Below are 15,492 nucleotides of genomic sequence, written 5' to 3'. Positions count from 1 at the left end.
AGGCTGGTAGCTCACTAACCCTTTCCGTTCCGGCGACCCGCTCTCGTTCGCCGAGCCGCTACTTGAGCTTGTTCAGCGCCTGGAAGAAATCCGAGTCCGGGCCGGCGACGCGCGCGGGCTCGTCGGCCGCCTCCACGGTGATGACTTCCGGCGTCTGCACGCGCTGTCGGTTCGACCCGTCGCTGGAGACGACCGCGTACTCCGGGCCGTCCACGCGCACCGTCACCTCGCCGCCGACCGGTGTCAACAGCGGCGGCATCGCCTCCTCGGCGCACATTCCGGTGACGACGAACGCGTCCACGCCCGGCTGTACGAGCGGGCCGCCCTCGCTGAGATTGTACGCGGTGCTCCCGGTGGGCGTCGCAATCAGGACGCCGTCGGCGTGCGTCGCCTCGAACAGCGACCCGTCCACGCGCACTTCGAGGTCGATGCCGCGGCCGTGGCCGCGCTGGTCGCCCTGAATCACGACCTCGTTGAGTGCCGGCGTCAGCGACCACTCGCGCTCCCCCGACGCCGCCGCCCGCGGCACCTCGCGGTGGCGTACTTCGTCGGTCTCCCGGTAGCGCTCGACCTCCCGACGGACTGCCGCGACGGCGTCCTCCGGCGCGACCGCGTTCAGGAAGCCGACCTCCCCGAGGTTCACGCCCAGCACCGGCGTCGACCTCGCGCCCCGCGCCGCGAACAGGAACGTGCCGTCCCCGCCGATGCTCACCACGAGGTCGCAGGCGTCGAACTCCGCGACCTCGTGGCCGTCGCCGTCGAGTGCGTCCGCCGTCGCCGTGTCCAGCCACACTTCCGCGTCCTCGCCAGCGAGCATCTCGCGGACGTCCGCGGCGAGATACGCGGCCCGCGAGTTCCCCCGCTGTGCGACGATTCCAACGCGCATACGCCCACTCGGGGTGCCGCACTTGAAAAACCCGCGGGCGGCGGAAACTACTTTTCGCTGTGACCCGACCACCCCGATATGGAGCCGACGGCGCAGTGCGCCGCGGTACGGAGGCGTCATCGTGGCTGACGAGGACGACGAAGACTGGTTCGAGAAAGCCTTCGCGGAGGAGACCGAGACGGACAGCGACGAGGAGCCGTCCGACGCCGAATCGGAGGCGCCGACAGCCGAGCCGCTGGAGTCCAAATCCGGTGAGGAGACAGCCGAGCCGCCGGAATCGTTCGGCGAGGCAGCGTCGGAGTCCGACGAGCCGACCGCGGGGTCGCCGACGCCGGCCGAGCCCGAGGACGGAGTCGAGCCGGGTCCCGAGAGCGAGGTCGACGACTTCGCGGCGGCGTTCGGCGGTGGCGGTGAGCCCTCGGGCGGAGGCAGCGAGGACGACGACCTCTTCGAGGACGACTTCGCGGCGGCGTTCGGCGGCGGTGGCGGCGCCGGTGCTGCCGCACCAGGCGGTGAGGACGACTTCGGGTTCGACCTCGACGGCGACGTCGGCGCGGGCGGTCCCGGCGGCTTCGAGGAGGAAGAAGAGTACGACTCGGACATCCCGCGCATCGACTTCGGCATCGAGGGGCTCGACGAGATGGTGCAGGGCGGCGTCCCCGAGCGCTCGCTCATCGTCGCCATCGGCGGCGCCGGCACCGGGAAGACCACGTTCGGCCTCCAGTTCCTCCACGAAGCCATCCAGAACGGCGAGCGCGCCGTCTACATCACCTTAGAGGAGTCCCGCCAGCGCGTCGTCCAGAGCGCCACCGAGAAGGGCTGGGAGTTCGACCGCCACACCGAGGAAGGCAACCTCGCCGTCATCGACATCGACCCGATCGAGATGGCCAACTCCCTCACCAGCATCCGCAACGAGCTCCCGCGGCTCGTCGAGGAGTTCGGCGCCAGCCGCCTCGTCCTCGACTCCGTCTCCCTGCTGGAGATGATGTACGACGACCAATCCGTGCGCCGCACCGAAATCTACGACTTCACGAAAGCGCTCAAGGACGCCGGCGTCACCACGATGCTCACCAGCGAAGCCTCAGAGGACAACCCCTTCGCCTCCCGCCACGGCATCATCGAGTACCTCACCGACGCCGTCGTCGTCCTCCGCTACATCCGCCCCGAGGACTTCCGGGAGACGCGGCTCGCCGTCGAGATTCAGAAGATTCGGGACGCCAACCACTCCCGCGAGACCAAGCCCTACGAGATTACCCACCAGGGTATCTCCGTGTATCGGCAGGCGAATATCTTCTGAGGGCGCTTTTGCGCTGCGCGCGCCTTCGGCGCGCTCGGCAAAACCGACACCAAAAGCACTCCTCCTTTGCTCCACTACGTTCCGCTCAGTCGTCGGCCTGCACTCGCTCACTTCGTTCGCTCGTGCAGTGAACCGCTTCGCTCGGGCTTTTCAAGCCGCTCGCTCGCGGATGCTAGCTCGTCGGTTGTTCGATTGGCAGAAGCCTACCTGCTGCGTAGGTTCAAGTAGGAGAGCGGGACCAACCCGGGCCGTGACCTGAATCCAGCGCAGGTCGGTTGAGGCGGGAGTGCGGCGAACCAGCCTGCGTACTTCGCGCCGCCTGTCAGCTCTAGCGGACGATTGTCACCGGCACCGGCGAACGCCGCACGACGCTCTCGGCGACGCTGCCGAGGAGGATGCGGGAGACGCCCGAGCGGCCGTGGCTCCCCATCACGACGTGGTCGAAGTCGTTCTCCTCGGCGTACTCGACGATGGCGCGGCTCGGTCGCCCGACTTCGGTGGTCGTGTCGATGTCCGTGTCGTACTCGCCGGCGGTCTCTTCGGCCTCGTCGAACAGCTCCTCGGCGGCGTCTTTCGCCTGCTCGAACCACTCCTCGGAGTAGCCCGGCACGGTCGCCTGCGCCGTGTAGCCGGCCTCGATGGGGTCGATGACGTTGATAGCCGTGATTTCGGCGTCCTTGAAGTGTTCGAGGGCGTATTCGAGTGCTTCTTTGGACTGCTCGGAGCCGTCGACGGGAACGAGAATCTTCGTCATGGTGTCGCCTCGAAATTGACCAGCCCGGGTGAAAGTTCTATGGGCCGCGGACCGCCCGACGGGGCGGTGGTCAGTCCCGGCCGTGTCGCGTCAGACACGTCGGCAGTCCCTGAATCTCGACCGGTTCGGAGTTGTCCGGCGAGTAGACGACCATCTGCCCCTTCTCCATGTAGGGGACTTTCGACTGCAGCGACGCCGGAATGTTCACGGCGTTGATGGCGTCCTCGTCCCCGAGGTTCAACACGACCGTCGTGTTCACCTGCTTGAACACGGGGTCGGCGATGTCCTGCGGGTCCTGCGTGATGAGGAACAGGCCGAGGCGCTCCTTGCGGCCCTGCTTGGCGGCCTCCGTGAACTTCCCGACGACCTGGTTCGCCTGCACGCTGTCGGCGTCCGCGAGGAAGTTGTGCGCCTCGTCCATCCCGACCACCAGCGGCGTCTCCTTGATGGACTCGTAGTCGGGGTCGTTCGAGAGCTTCTGGTCGACGAGCAGGCTCGACACCGCCAGCACCACCGTCTCCGCGGCCCGCGAGTTACTGATGTGGTAGGTCGGCACTACCGACAGCCGGCCCGGGCGGACGAACTGGCGGTTCTCCACGAGCTCCGTAATCGGGCGCGCGTCCTGGTCGAACAGTCCCGAGGGCATTCCGTGGACGCGCCGCAGCACGGCCTCGTAGGTCGCCTCGTGGACGCGCCCGGACTCGTCGAGCTCCTCCTTGAGCGCGGGGTCGTCGAGGAACGAGCAGAACTCCTCGTACGTGCCGCCCTGCCCGTACTGTCCGAAGAACCGGTCTAACAGCAGCCGGAGCGCGCCGTACTGGTTGTCGTTGAGGCCGCTGGACGCCACCAGCCACGGGTTGTCCCGCACCATCGAGAACGGCACCGTGAACTCGACGCGCTCGGCGTCGTGGTGGTCGGCGGCGTACGACGCCGACCCGACCTTCGGCACGAACGCGACCGTGTCGTCGTGGCCGCCGTGCGCCAGTCCCTGCGTCTCCCAGCGGCGCTCGTCGTTGGCGTCGGCGTCGGGGTTGTCGTCGTGCATCTGCGCGTACTCGTCCTGCGGGTCGAACTGGACGACCGCCATCCGGCGCTCCGCGCCGCCCGCGTCAACGGGGTAGCGGCGGTCCTCGTGGAGGTACTGCCGGAGCACGTTCTTCGCGGAGTGGGTCTTCCCGGAGCCGGTACCGCCCGCGACCAGCGTGTGTCGGAACACGAGCGGGTCGCCGGCTTCGTAGTCGTCTTTCACGCGGTAGTCGATGGTCGGCGGCTCCGCGGCAGTCCGGACCTTCTCGCCGCCCACGGAGAGGTGGCCGAGGAACACGCCGTCCTCCGGGATTTTGAGCCCGGTCTTGATTTCGGTGGCGTCGTCGGCTTCCCGGACGACCGTCTCCGGCTTGGGCACGCGGTCGGCCATCCGGCGCTTGAGGTCGTCCCCATCGCGGTAGAGGACGGCGACGGGGTCCAGCTCCGCGAGGAACTTGTAGTCCTGCTCGTCGACGCTTTCGGAGCGCATCGCGCGCCGGGCGTGAATCTCGGTGGCGTCGTCGCTCTGGAACGCCTGCACGTACTCCAGGCCAGTAATCTTGCAGAACAGCTTCTCGCCGCCGGGGTACGGCGCGACGAGGTAGGAGCCCAGTCGGACCGACGACCGGTTGCCCGCGGTGACGTACGCCTTCAGCGCGGTCTCCTGGCCGTCCTCGTGGATGCGCAGGCCTTCGGAGACCGCCAGCGCGCCGAGGCCGTCGTCGCTGCCGGTGTCGTCGAGCTCCGGGCGCTGGAAGTCGTCGTCGCTGTCGGCGTCGGCCGCGTCGTCGCCGCCGTCGTGGTCCGCGAAGTCCCCGAGGTCGCTCATGCTCCGGTCGTGGCGGCGCGCGCACTAACCGCTTTCCCTCGCGGGCGTCCGCGGGCTTATGCCGCTCGCGCCCGTACGACGGGCCATGTTGCTGGTGCGCGGTTCGGCGGCCGGGACGACGCTGACGGGGACGCTGTACGAGCGCGGCGAGGACGCCCCGTCGTTCAAGGGCGCGCCCGACGAGGCGGCGCCGTACGTCTGGGTCTGCGACGAGTTCTACGCCGTCGAGAGCGGCGGGAGCACCCAGGAAGTCGGCGGGCAGGACGTCAACGTCGCCTTCGAGTCGCCGATGCCGCGCGGGTTCGACACGCGCGAGAAGGCGCTGGAGGCGGCCCGCGAGCACGTCCGCACGCAGTTCGCGCGCATCGGCGTCGACCCCGAGGACGTCGCTATCGAGGTCGAGCCCGAGCACGAGGCCCAACTCTAGGCGGTGTAGTCGTCGAACGCGCGCACCGCGATTCTGACCGAGACGGTCGCCAGTACGCCCGTGAGGAGCACGCCGACAGCGAGCGCGCCGACGTGGGCAGCGGCGTCGGTGACGCCGACCGCGTTCGCGAGCGCGCCGGCGGCCGCGGGGACTTGGACGGCGGTAGCGATGCCGGCGGTGAGCAGGAACGCGAGCGTGTAGACGCCGAACGCCCACATCGACGGGACGACGACCTCGCGGCTGCGGCTGACGTTGGTGGCGTCGTACTTCGGGTAGGTCGTGCCGACGCCGGCCGCGAGCGCGGCGGCGAGGACCGGGAGGACGACGGCAGCGACGACCGTGCACGCGAGCGCGACGGGCGGGAGCGGGCTGGCGAGCGCGAGCCCGCCGGCGACCGCGAGCGTGAGGGGGGCGCCGAAGACGGCGCTGGCGACGACGAGCCCGCCGACGAACTCGCGGCCGGAGACGCCGGAAATCGCGGTGACCGGGAGCACCGCGCCCTCGTCGCCGAGGGGGTTGAGCGTGAACGCGGCGCCGGTCATCCACGCGCCGTACAGCGCGACCGACGGCGGGAGCGACGCGGTGACGCGGCCGGCTTCGACGCTGGCCTGCACTGGCGTCACGAGCAGGAACGCCGGGTACGCGACGAAGACGAGTCGGATGGGGGCGCGGCGGGCGCGCAGCCAGCTCTTGCGCGCGACCCACGCGGGGCGTCGGCCGACGAGGCGGTCGAGCCGACCGCCGGCGACGGAGTCGGTCTCGCGCTCGCCGGCTTCGACGCTCTCGGTGTACCAGCGGCGCTCGGAGAGCCGGACGCTCGCGAGCACGCCGCCCGCGCCGAGGACGACCGAGCCGACGACGACGGCTCCGGCTTTCGCCGCGCTCGCGCCCGGGACGACGGCGAGGGTGGCGAGGTCGGCGTACCACGACACCGGCGAGGCTTCCGCGACGTCGAGGATCGGGTCGACGACCTCGTCGAACGTGCCGGAGACGATGAGCCAGAAGTACGCGAGGAAGACGACGGCGCCGATGACGGTCTTGAATCGCGCGACGAGCGCCGACCGGCTGCCGAGGTAAGCTATCGCGGCGCCGACCGGGAAGCCGACGAGGAACGCGGTGGCGGTGAGTGCGAGCACGGCGAGCGCGGCAAGCGGGAGCGATAGCGGCGAGCCCGCGCCGACCGCGAACGCGACCGACGCGACCAGCAGCGGCGCGACGAACAGACCGGACGCGCGCACGTAGCCAGCGAGCAGCAGCCCGCCGACCACGTCTCGCGCGGGGACCGTCGTGAGGTAGCCGTCGCGGGCGTCGACGTCGCCGAGCTGGATGACGGTCATGTACGCTGCCATGAACAGCGTGAGGGTGGCGAGCGCGGCGGGCACGAGGCCGAGGAGCGAACTCACGTCGCCGGGGTCGGTCGCGACGCCGCGACCGCCGAGGTACGCGCCGTAGGCGGCCGCTGCGGTGAACGCGACGCCGAAGAGGACGACGATGCCGACGGACGCGAGCTGGGCGGTGCTCTTCCCGCGGAGCTTCCGCCACGCGATGCGGAGCTCGTTCGCGGCGATGCGGACGGCGTGGTCGGGGTCCGGGAACGCCGGCATCTCAGCCCTCCTCGGCGGCGTCGCCGATGCCGCCGGTGACTTCGAGGAAGACGTCTTCGAGCGTGCGCTCGTCGCCGGCTTCCGCGCGGGTCTTGAGGTGGTCGGGGGAGCCCTCGGTGACGAGGCGGCCGTCGTAGAGGACGCCGACGGTGTCCGCGAGTTCGTCCACCACCGGGAGGATGTGCGTCGAGAGGAAGACGGTCGCGTCGCCCTCGGTGAGGTCGGCGATGGTGTCGCGGACGGTGCGGGCGGCCCGCGGGTCCAGCCCGGACGTGGGCTCGTCGAGGAACAGCACGTCCGGGTCGTGGAGCATCGCCTGGATGATGCCGACCTTCTGTTTCATCCCCTTGGAGTACGCGGAGATGCGCTTGTCGGCGTCGCCGGCCAGCGAGAAGCGGTCGAGCAGGTCGTCGATGCGCGCCTCGGCCTCGCTCTCGGGGAGGTCGCGGAGACCGGCGATGTAGCGGAGTTGCTCGCGGCCCGTGAGTTCGGCGTGCAGCGGCGGCTCCTCGGGGAGGTAACCGACGTTCGAGACGACGGCGTCGCGGTCCGCGACGTTCGCGCCCGCGACCGTCGCGGTACCGTCGGTGGGTCTCGTGAGCGTCGTGAGCATCCGCATCGTGGTCGTCTTCCCGGCGCCGTTCGGCCCGAGGAAGCCGTAGACGCTGCCAGCGGGGATGGCCAGCTCCAGTCCCTCGACGGCGGTCTCGTCGCCGTACCGCTTCGTGAGATTGCGCGTCTCGATGGCGCGGTCGGTCATTGCCGGGAACTGCTGGCTGCCCGTGCTTAAAGATGGACGCGGGTTCGCGGACCGCGCAATCAGGCGTCGGGCCAGCGCTGGTCGTCGTAGTTCTCGTCGCGGCGGCTGTCGAAGGAGCGTTCGAGCTTGCGCACGAGTTCCTCCTTCTCGGTGGCGCCGATGCGCGCGAGCTCGTCGGCCTTCCCGACGGGCTTCGGCGGCCCGGCTTCCGCGGCGACCTGACTGGTGACGTAGCGCTCGACGGCGTCCCGGCAGTCCTCGCTGTCGGCGAACGCGCGCGGCAACTCGACCTTGTGCACGAGGTCCGTGCGGGGGTCGTAGACAACGAAGAACGCGACCTCGTAGCACTCCGCGGGGAGTTCGCGTTCGACGCCGAGTTCGCTCGCGTCCGCGAACACGCCGTCGGCGCCGAGCGTGGACGTGAACCACCCCGTCCACGCGAGTTCGTCCGTGATGCGGTGGTACTCCTGGCCGTCGAACTCGCGGCGCTCCAGCACCTGCCCGAAGAACGCGGCGTCGCTGGCCCACGGGGTCGGCCGGCCGCGGTCGCGGAGCGCGCGCACGAGCGCCTGGCTCGCCGGACTCTTCACGAAGCCCGCCAGCGGCACGTCCTTCTCGGCGAGGCGCTCGACGAGGCGCACGTAGTTCTCCAGCACTTCGCCGACGAGCTCGTTCTCGGTGACGAGGTCCGCGAGGCTGGCGTGGCGGTCCGCCCAGTTCACGAGCTGCTTCGGGTAGACCGGGCCATCTAGGAGGAGGAGGTCGTCCACGGCGTCGGCGTGTTCGAGGGCGTGGTGGCTCTCCGCGAGGTAGAGCGCGAGCCCGTGGACGACGCGCTCCTGGTCGCGGGCCAGCGGCGTGGTGTGGACGATGCGGCCGCGGCTGTACCCCTCGTCCCACTTGCGCCAGTCGGTGTCGGTGCGGACGGTGGCGTCGTTGGAGTGGACGCTCGTGATGACGGTGCGCGAGCGGTGGAGGTCGAGGTCGCTGGGCGTCGCGCTCATCGCGGCCTGCGCGAGGTCCAACACGAGCCCGTTCTTGAACGTCTTCGGGTTGATGGTGCCGGAGTCGAGGCCGTGGGCGGTGTCGAACGGCGACGGCTGGAGCGCCAGTTCCTCGACATCCGCGGCGGAGCGGCGCTGTTCGTCGAGCGGTTCGAGCACGGGGCCGTCGTCGCCGTACAGCGGGTCGAGGTAGTTCGCCCACGTCTCCTCGGCGACGTCGCGGTGCTCCTCGGCGTCCACCTCGTGGCGGATGCGGCTCGCGAGGTCCGCGATGCCGTCGAAGTGGACGGGGTCGAGGGTCATGGACTCCCCTCGGGCGCGGAGCGCCAAATACCCCGCCGTTCGCGCGGCCCCGACCCGCGATTTCTTTACTCGCGCTAACCGCCGGATGGCGGCGTTTACTCGCGGGCGAGCTAACTTTTGTCAGAATAGTTAAATGGTCGCGGGAGAGAGGGCGAAGTAGATGTCGCGGGACGACTCCACGGTCAACTGGCGACGCACCGACGACGGCGTGGAACTCTACGACGAGGCCGACTCCGACGCCTGGATTCGGATGGCCGTAGAGCCCGGCGCACCCGCCGAGGAGCGACCGTACAGCGTCTGCCCCGAGTGCGGGCTCGTCGCCGCACAGCGCACCGTCCCCGGCCGCCACATGGTGTGCGCGGACTGCGGCGCCGAGTTCGACGTCGGCGAGACGCCGGACGCCCGCGCGCCCGACGGCGACTGACGCCGGCCGCAGGCGACACGTAAATACGGGCGGCCTGCGGACTCCCGACCATGCAGGCCGCGCTGGTGATTCTCGACGGCTGGGGGCTCGCCGACCACGACCACCTGAACGCAGTCGAAGCCGCGGACACGCCGACCTTCGACGAGTACTCGCGCCGCGGCGGCTCCGGCACGCTGACCACTCACGGCCGCGAGGTCGGGCTCCCGCGCGGTCAGATGGGCAACAGCGAGGTCGGCCACCTTACCATCGGCTCCGGCCGGGTCGTCCTCCAAGAGTACACCCGCATCAACGACGCCATCGCGGACGGCGAACTCTGTCAGAACGACGCCATCAGCGGCGCGCTCGACCACGTCGAACGCACCGGCGGGCGCCTCCACGTGATGGGTCTGGTCAGCGACGGCGGCGTTCACTCCGACCACGAACATCTCCACGCGCTCCTCGAATGCGCGGCGAGACGCGACCTCCCGGCGACCACGCACGCGTTCACGGACGGCCGCGACACCGCGCCCCACGGCGGCGAAGACTACCTCCAGACGCTCCAGGAGGTCGCCGACGAGTACGGCACCGGCGACGTCGCCACCGTCACCGGGCGGTACTACGCGATGGACCGCGACCAGAACTGGGAGCGCACGAAGCGCGCCTACGACGCCATCGTGAACCGGGACGGCGACCACCGCGCCGACTCCGCGGTCGAAGCAGTTCAGGAGAGCTACGACCGCGGCGACACGGACGAATTTGTCGAGCCGACGATTGTCCGGGGAGGTGACGCGCTCAACGAGGGCGACGCGGTCGTGTTCTGCAACTTCCGCGCGGACCGCGCGCGCCAGCTCGTCCGGATGCTCGCCGACATCCGCCCCGAGGACTGGGAGGCCGAGGGCGTCACGACCGAGCCGCCGGCGGTGCCGGTGGCGACAATGACCGACTACGACGAGACGTTCGACCTCCCGGTCGCCTTCGAGTCCGAGCGCCCCGCGGACACACTCGGTGAAGTGCTCGCCGAGCACTCCCTGACCCAACTGCGGGTCGCCGAGTCCGAGAAGTACCCCCACGTGACGTACTTCCTGAACGGCGGCCGCGAGGTGGAGTTCGCGGGCGAGCGCCGGGAAATCGTCGAGAGCCCGGACGTCCCGACGTACGACCTCGCGCCCGAGATGAGCGCCGCGGGCGTCACCGACGTCGCGCTCGACGTGCTCGACGCCGACGACCCGGACGTGCTCGTGTTGAACTACGCGAACCCCGACATGGTCGGCCACACCGGCGACTACGAGGCCGCCATCGAGGCCGTCGAGACCGTCGATAGCCAGCTCGCCAGGCTCGTCCCCGCGCTCCGCGAGGCCGGCGCCGACGTCCTCCTCACCGCCGACCACGGGAACGCCGACGACATGGGTACCCGCGACGACCCCCACACCGCGCACACGTTCAACCCCGTCCCGTTCGTCCACCTCCCCGCGGAGGAGGGCGACGAGGGCGCCACCGACGTCCGCGACGACGGCGCGCTCCGGGACGTGTCGCCGACGCTGTTGGACCTGCTCGGCGTCGAGAAACCGACGGCGATGACCGGCGAGTCGCTGCTGGAGTAGCTACCGGCGGTCGTCCCGTTCGCGGGACACGCGCTCGCGGGCCTCCTCGCGGCTCATCCGGTCGGTGTCCTCCGCCTCCGAGCGCACCAGCGAGTAGAGCACGAGCGGCGCGGCGACGGCGAAGAGGGCGAACAGCACGAACAGGGCGGCTTCGGCCATGCCCGGCCGTAGCCCGCCCAGCCCCGTAGTCGTTGTGTCAGTCCGCGCGGTAGACGACCTTGCCGTCCACGACGGTCGCCGTCACGTCGATGTCCCGAATCGCCTCGGGCTGCTCCCACGGCGACTCGTCCAGCACCACGAAGTCCGCGAGCGCGCCCTCCTCGATTGTTCCCTGTTCGTCCTCGCGGAAGCCGGCGTACGCGCCGCCGGCGGTGTACGCGCGCAGGGCGTCCGTGACCGAGAGCGCCTGCGACTCCGCGGGCGGGTTCACGGCGTAGTGAACGCCCAAGAGGGGGTCGAGGGGCATGCAGTCGCTGCCGAACGCCAGCGGCACGTCCGCGTCGCGGTAGGCGGGGAAGCGATTGCTTGCCTCGCGGCGCTCCGTGCCGAGGCGGTCCTCGTAGAGCCCTTCGCTACCCGCCCACTTCAGGAAGTTCGGCTGCATCGACGCCACCACGTCCAACTCACTCATCCGCTCGATGGCGTCGTCGCTGGCGAGTTCGACGTGCTCGATGCGGTGGCGGCTCGCGCCGGCGTCCGCGCAGTCCTCGTAAGCGTCCAGCACCGCGTCGATGGCCTCGTCGCCGATTGCGTGCGCGGTCACCTGCAGGCCGGCGTCGTCCGCGCGCGCCACGAACTCCCGGAGTTCGTCGGGCTCGACGACCCACTGCCCGGTCTCGTCGGGGGTGTCGGCGTACGGCTCGGAGAGCTTCGCGGTGTGGCCGCCGAGGCTCCCGTCGGTGTACGTCTTCACGCCGCCGACTTCGACCATCTCGGAGCCGTGGTTCGTGCGGAGGCCGGTTTCGAGGAGCGCGTCGAGGTGGTCGCTCCAGTAGTTCAAGCGCACGCGCACGGTCAGTTCGCCTGCGAGGTCCAACTCGCGGAACGCCCGCGGCGAGTGCGACTGCCGCACCATGTCGTGGACGGCGGTGACGCCCCGCTCGTTGGCCTCCCGCTGGGCCGCGCGCAGTAGGTCCTCGGTCTCCTCGGGGTCGGGCTCGGTCGCCGCGTACACGACTTCGACGGCGTTCTCCACGATGCGGCCGTCGCCGAGCACGTCGCCGTCGGGCATCTCGTCGCCGTACGCGTCGAGCGCGGCGGCGTTCACGGTCGCGGTGTGCATGTCCTCGCGGATGGCCGCCACCGGGCGCTCGTCGCTGACGGCGTCGAGGTCGGACTGGTGGAGGTCGTCGGCGTCCCACGCGGACTCGTCGTAGCCGTAGCCCAGCACCCACTCGTCGTCCGTCTCCGCGGCCCGCGCTCGGAGGCGCTCCGTGACTTCCTCGGGCCCGCTGGCGCCGCGGAGGTCCGCGTGGACGCCGTGCTGGCCGACCGTCTCCATGTGCGTGTGCGCGTCCACGAACCCGGGGAGGACGACGCCGCCGTCGAGGTCGATGACCTCGGTGCCCGTGCCGACGAGGAACTCCGCGTCGTAGTCGTTGGCGAGTCGGACGACGCGACCGTCCCGGACCGCCACCGCGTCGTAGGTCTCCTCGGAGTCGCCGAGCGTGTGGACCTCGCCGTTTCGCAGCACGAGGTCGGCTGCCGCAGTCATGTCTCGAAGGCGGGCGGCCGGCCGCTTAGACGTTCGGGAAGCGGCCGGCGGCGCCGCACACCGGCCGAAAGGGCAACCTTCAGGGCGCCGCGCGAGTACCCACGGGTATGACCGACGCCAGCGACCTCGCCGACCGCGTGCAGGCCGGCGACCTCCGGCTCTACGAGCTCGAAGACCACGCGGACGCCGACACCGCGGCCGCGGCGCGCCGCGAACTCCTCGAACGCGAGACGGACGCCACCCTCGACGCGTCGGGCGCGTTCGCGTTCGACGCCGACGAGGTGGACCCGAACGTCGAGAACCTCGCGGGCGGCACCCAGCTCCCGCTGGGCGTCGCCGGCCCGCTGTCCGTCTCGGGCGGCGCTGCGGACGGCGAGTTCTACCTCCCGCTGGCGACCACGGAGGGCGCGCTCGTCGCCTCGGTCAACCGCGGCTGCTCGGCGATTACCGCGGCGGGCGGCGCGAACGCCCGCGTGACGAAAGTCGGGATGACGCGCGCGCCGGTCTTCCGCGTCGAAGACGTCACCGAGGGCGCCGAGGTCGCGGAGTGGGTCGAAGAGAACTTCGACGCGCTCCGCGAGGCCGCCGAGGGCACGACGAGTCACGGCGAACTCACCGAGGTCACGCCGTACGTCGTCGGGGACAGCGTCTACCTCCGGTTCGCCTACGACACGAAGGACGCGATGGGGATGAACATGGCCACCATCGCCACCGAAGCGGCGGCGGACGTGGTGGAGGCGGAGTCGCCCGCGGAACTCGTCGCGCTCTCCGGGAACCTCTGCTCGGACAAGAAGCCCGCCGCCATCAACGCCGTGGAGGGCCGCGGCCGCACCGTCACCGCGGACGTCACCATCCCTCGCGAGGTCGTCGAGGAGCGCTTCGACACCACCCCCGAGGCCATCGAGGAGGCGAACACGCGGAAGAACCTGATTGGCTCCGCGAAGGCCGGCAGCCTCGGGTTCAACGCGCACGCCGCGAACACCGTCGCGGCCGTCTTCCTCGCGACCGGGCAGGACGCCGCGCAGGTCGTCGAGGGGTCGAACGCCATCACGACCGTCGAGGACCGCGGGGACGAGCTGTACGCCTCGGTGAACCTCGCGAGCCTCGAAGTCGGCACCGTCGGCGGCGGCACGAAGCTCCCGACCCAGCGCGAAGCCTTGGACGTGCTGGGCGTGCGCGGCGGCGGCGACCCAGCCGGTTCGAACGCGGACGCGCTCGCGGAAATCATCGCGGCGGGCGCGCTCGCCGGGGAACTCAGCCTGCTCTCGGCGCTGGCGTCCCGCCACCTCTCCTCGGCCCACGAGGAACTCGGGCGCTGACGGGGCCACTTTCAGTTTCAGTCCGCGGCAGACGCGGAGTTATTTTCCCGGTGGTCGTCGAGTAGAATATGAACGCCCACACCGACGACGAGCCGGACGGCCGGTCGCGGGTGGTGAGCGTGCTCCGCGTGCTGAAGCTCCTGCTCACCGTGCTCGTGCTCGCGCTGACGCTGCTGCGCGCGCTCTCCGGCGGCCCGCTCTAATCTACCGCCAGCCAGACGAGGTACGCTCCCGCCGCGAGCACGACTGCGACGCCGCCGACGGTCGTCGCCTCGCTCTCGACGGCCTCGCCCACGAGCAAGAGCAGCCAGCCGCACACCGCGAGCAGGTGGCCGACGCCGTGCTGGTGGTCGCCGGCGAGCACGCGCACGACGGCCGCGAGCGCGAACCCGGCCGCCCCCACGCCAGCCAGTACCGCGAGCGTGGACGCGCCCGGCACCGGCCACGACGGGTCCGTGCTCGCCAGCACGACGACCGCGGCGCCGCTCACGAGCGCTACCCCCACGACGACCTGCCAGACGCGCGCCGTCCGTCCGTCCATCGTCGGAACGGTGCACAGCCACCGGCAAGAACGTGTGGGTCGCCGGCTACAACAACCGCAAGCCGCCGTCGGTCTCGGTGACGTCGCCGGCGCGCCGGAGTTTGTCGAGCGCGCGCTCGACGTAGTCGCCGCCGACGCCGTGCTCCGCGGCGAACGCCTTCACCTCTGACTCCGTGGGTTCGTCGAGCTCCCGGAGCGCCGTCCGCACGGCCTCCCGCTTCCCGAGACTCCGCCCGGACTGCTCGACGCGCTCCTCGACGGCCGACACCTCCTCGGTGTCCACGCCCGCCGCGTCGAGGAACTCGTCGTCGCTCATCCCCGCGTCCTCGGCGAAGTCGCCGAGCGTCGTGAAGTCGTCCAGCTCCGCGAACGCCTCGCCGTGGCCAGCGCGGTTCGCGAGCATCGACGCCCGCACCTCGCGGGCGTGGTCCTCGTCGTCGGTCTCCACGAACTTCCGGAGCTTCGAGAACTGGTGGCGGGTCTCGCAGCGCGGACACCCCGAGGTGTCGGGGCGGCCCTCCACGACCCACAGCGCGCCGCAGTCCGAGCAGCCGACGACGGCGTACGTCATCACCTCCGAGTCGGGCGGCGTCGCTGATAAACGTCCCGTCCGCGCGGGCCGCGAACGCGGGCAACCTTGATTGCGGTCCGCGTCGTCGCTCCCGACGTGACCGCCTCTCACCGCGGCGACCGCTGGTGGCAGCCGATTGCCGCCCTCGCCGCCACGTTCCCCGTCGCGCTCGCGCTCAGTCTCGTCCTCCCGCCCGACGTGTTCTCGATGCTCCCGTTGCTCGCGGTCATCCTCGTCGGGTTCGCGCTCGCGCTGTGCTCGCCGGCGTTCGTCCACTTCGACCGGCAGTACCTCGCCGCAGAGCGCTCGTGGACGCCGTCCGTGCTGTACTACGTGATGGTCGTCCCCGCCGTCGCGCCGTTCGTCGCCGCGGCCTACGTCTACCAGCGCCACCGGCGCGTCGGCGTGCCCGCGACCCCGCTCTAAGCGTCGCCGCCACGCGGAGCTTTTTGC

The 15,492-nt window shown here is 70.8% G+C and carries 17 protein-coding genes; 7 read left to right on the top strand and 10 right to left on the bottom strand.

What is annotated here, in order from left to right:
* Positions 1-58: 58 nt before the first annotated feature.
* The gene (locus tag HHUB_RS10680) at positions 59-886 is read right to left on the bottom strand and encodes an NAD(+)/NADH kinase (RefSeq protein WP_059057596.1); all 828 of its coding nucleotides are present in this window, start codon (positions 884-886) and stop codon (positions 59-61) included.
* A gap of 118 nt (positions 887-1,004) precedes the next feature.
* On the opposite strand from HHUB_RS10680, the gene HHUB_RS10675 reads away from it, so the two are divergent.
* Positions 1,005-2,183 carry a KaiC domain-containing protein gene (locus HHUB_RS10675; RefSeq protein WP_059058286.1) on the top strand — a complete coding sequence of 393 codons (1,179 nt, stop codon included), beginning with the start codon at positions 1,005-1,007 and terminating at the stop codon, positions 2,181-2,183.
* Positions 2,184-2,511: 328 nt separating this feature from the next.
* On the opposite strand, the gene HHUB_RS10670 is transcribed toward HHUB_RS10675, so the two are convergent.
* Entirely contained in the window at positions 2,512-2,937 is a 426-nt protein-coding gene (locus HHUB_RS10670; protein WP_059057595.1) for a universal stress protein, read from the bottom strand.
* Positions 2,938-3,007: 70 nt separating this feature from the next.
* Positions 3,008-4,792 (bottom strand): ATP-binding protein, encoded by a 1,785-nt coding sequence (locus tag HHUB_RS10665; RefSeq protein WP_059057594.1) that lies wholly within the window; start codon positions 4,790-4,792, stop codon positions 3,008-3,010.
* Between the two features lie 85 nt (positions 4,793-4,877).
* Here HHUB_RS10665 and HHUB_RS10660 point away from each other — a divergent pair, with 85 nt between their 5' ends.
* Positions 4,878-5,219, top strand: coding sequence for a DUF7113 family protein (locus HHUB_RS10660; protein WP_059057593.1), 342 nt, complete (start codon positions 4,878-4,880; stop codon positions 5,217-5,219).
* Here the strand turns inward: HHUB_RS10660 and HHUB_RS10655 are convergent.
* From HHUB_RS10655 to HHUB_RS10645, 3 genes are read right to left on the bottom strand one after another with little or no spacing between them, the layout of a single operon-like run.
* The gene (locus HHUB_RS10655) at positions 5,216-6,823 is read right to left on the bottom strand and encodes a hypothetical protein (RefSeq protein WP_059057592.1); all 1,608 of its coding nucleotides are present in this window, start codon (positions 6,821-6,823) and stop codon (positions 5,216-5,218) included. The two genes, HHUB_RS10660 and HHUB_RS10655, sit on opposite strands and share 4 nt — an antisense overlap.
* 1 nt (position 6,824) lies before the next feature.
* The gene (locus tag HHUB_RS10650) at positions 6,825-7,583 is read right to left on the bottom strand and encodes an ABC transporter ATP-binding protein (RefSeq protein ID WP_059057591.1); all 759 of its coding nucleotides are present in this window, start codon (positions 7,581-7,583) and stop codon (positions 6,825-6,827) included.
* Positions 7,584-7,642: 59 nt separating this feature from the next.
* Entirely contained in the window at positions 7,643-8,890 is a 1,248-nt protein-coding gene (locus HHUB_RS10645) for a DNA double-strand break repair nuclease NurA (protein WP_059057590.1), read from the bottom strand.
* 160 nt (positions 8,891-9,050) lie between these two features.
* Here HHUB_RS10645 and HHUB_RS10640 point away from each other — a divergent pair, with 160 nt between their 5' ends.
* Positions 9,051-9,314 carry a hypothetical protein gene (locus tag HHUB_RS10640; RefSeq protein ID WP_059057589.1) on the top strand — a complete coding sequence of 88 codons (264 nt, stop codon included), beginning with the start codon at positions 9,051-9,053 and terminating at the stop codon, positions 9,312-9,314.
* Between the two features lie 50 nt (positions 9,315-9,364).
* Positions 9,365-10,894, top strand: coding sequence for a 2,3-bisphosphoglycerate-independent phosphoglycerate mutase (gene gpmI / locus HHUB_RS10635; RefSeq protein ID WP_059057588.1), 1,530 nt, complete (start codon positions 9,365-9,367; stop codon positions 10,892-10,894).
* On the opposite strand, the gene HHUB_RS17105 is transcribed toward gpmI, so the two are convergent.
* Both HHUB_RS17105 and HHUB_RS10630 read right to left on the bottom strand, forming a co-directional pair.
* Positions 10,895-11,053, bottom strand: a complete 159-nt coding sequence (locus HHUB_RS17105; RefSeq protein WP_169793410.1) for a hypothetical protein — start codon at positions 11,051-11,053, stop codon at positions 10,895-10,897.
* Between the two features lie 37 nt (positions 11,054-11,090).
* Complete coding sequence (locus HHUB_RS10630) at positions 11,091-12,608, bottom strand: amidohydrolase (protein ID WP_059057587.1); 1,518 nt, start codon at positions 12,606-12,608, stop codon at positions 11,091-11,093.
* 107 nt (positions 12,609-12,715) lie between these two features.
* Here HHUB_RS10630 and hmgA point away from each other — a divergent pair, with 107 nt between their 5' ends.
* Positions 12,716-13,927: a hydroxymethylglutaryl-CoA reductase (NADPH) gene (gene hmgA, locus HHUB_RS10625; protein WP_059057586.1), complete on the top strand. Its 1,212-nt coding sequence runs from the start codon at positions 12,716-12,718 to the stop codon at positions 13,925-13,927.
* A 68-nt stretch (positions 13,928-13,995) separates the two neighbouring features.
* Positions 13,996-14,130: a hypothetical protein gene (locus tag HHUB_RS17530; RefSeq protein ID WP_256943839.1), complete on the top strand. Its 135-nt coding sequence runs from the start codon at positions 13,996-13,998 to the stop codon at positions 14,128-14,130.
* Here the strand turns inward: HHUB_RS17530 and HHUB_RS10620 are convergent.
* Together HHUB_RS10620 and HHUB_RS10615 are read right to left on the bottom strand one after the other, a co-directional pair.
* A complete protein-coding gene (locus HHUB_RS10620; RefSeq protein WP_059057585.1) occupies positions 14,127-14,468 on the bottom strand; it encodes a hypothetical protein in 342 nt (113 codons plus the stop codon). The genes HHUB_RS17530 and HHUB_RS10620 overlap by 4 nt on opposite strands.
* Positions 14,469-14,514: 46 nt before the next feature.
* Positions 14,515-15,039: a DUF5817 domain-containing protein gene (locus tag HHUB_RS10615; protein WP_059057584.1), complete on the bottom strand. Its 525-nt coding sequence runs from the start codon at positions 15,037-15,039 to the stop codon at positions 14,515-14,517.
* Between the two features lie 96 nt (positions 15,040-15,135).
* Here HHUB_RS10615 and HHUB_RS10610 point away from each other — a divergent pair, with 96 nt between their 5' ends.
* Entirely contained in the window at positions 15,136-15,465 is a 330-nt protein-coding gene (locus HHUB_RS10610; RefSeq protein WP_143416386.1) for a hypothetical protein, read from the top strand.
* The last annotated feature ends 27 nt before the right edge of the window (positions 15,466-15,492 follow it).

This window comes from Halobacterium hubeiense, from assembly GCF_001488575.1.
Taxonomy (GTDB): Archaea; Halobacteriota; Halobacteria; order Halobacteriales; family Halobacteriaceae; genus Halobacterium; species Halobacterium hubeiense.
This window is presented reverse-complemented; position numbering and strand designations above follow the sequence as displayed.

Coding starts and splice junctions, on each gene's coding strand:
- HHUB_RS10680 (WP_059057596.1), bottom strand. CDS start 886: ATGCGCGTTGGAATCGTCGCACAGCGGGGGAACTCGCGGGCCGCGTAT.
- HHUB_RS10670 (WP_059057595.1), bottom strand. CDS start 2,937: ATGACGAAGATTCTCGTTCCCGTCGACGGCTCCGAGCAGTCCAAAGAA.
- HHUB_RS10665 (WP_059057594.1), bottom strand. CDS start 4,792: ATGAGCGACCTCGGGGACTTCGCGGACCACGACGGCGGCGACGACGCG.
- HHUB_RS10660 (WP_059057593.1), top strand. CDS start 4,878: ATGTTGCTGGTGCGCGGTTCGGCGGCCGGGACGACGCTGACGGGGACG.
- HHUB_RS10655 (WP_059057592.1), bottom strand. CDS start 6,823: ATGCCGGCGTTCCCGGACCCCGACCACGCCGTCCGCATCGCCGCGAAC.
- HHUB_RS10650 (WP_059057591.1), bottom strand. CDS start 7,583: ATGACCGACCGCGCCATCGAGACGCGCAATCTCACGAAGCGGTACGGC.
- HHUB_RS10645 (WP_059057590.1), bottom strand. CDS start 8,890: ATGACCCTCGACCCCGTCCACTTCGACGGCATCGCGGACCTCGCGAGC.
- HHUB_RS10640 (WP_059057589.1), top strand. CDS start 9,051: ATGTCGCGGGACGACTCCACGGTCAACTGGCGACGCACCGACGACGGC.
- gpmI (WP_059057588.1), top strand. CDS start 9,365: ATGCAGGCCGCGCTGGTGATTCTCGACGGCTGGGGGCTCGCCGACCAC.
- HHUB_RS17105 (WP_169793410.1), bottom strand. CDS start 11,053: ATGGCCGAAGCCGCCCTGTTCGTGCTGTTCGCCCTCTTCGCCGTCGCC.
- HHUB_RS10630 (WP_059057587.1), bottom strand. CDS start 12,608: ATGACTGCGGCAGCCGACCTCGTGCTGCGAAACGGCGAGGTCCACACG.
- hmgA (WP_059057586.1), top strand. CDS start 12,716: ATGACCGACGCCAGCGACCTCGCCGACCGCGTGCAGGCCGGCGACCTC.
- HHUB_RS17530 (WP_256943839.1), top strand. CDS start 13,996: ATGAACGCCCACACCGACGACGAGCCGGACGGCCGGTCGCGGGTGGTG.
- HHUB_RS10620 (WP_059057585.1), bottom strand. CDS start 14,468: ATGGACGGACGGACGGCGCGCGTCTGGCAGGTCGTCGTGGGGGTAGCG.
- HHUB_RS10615 (WP_059057584.1), bottom strand. CDS start 15,039: ATGACGTACGCCGTCGTCGGCTGCTCGGACTGCGGCGCGCTGTGGGTC.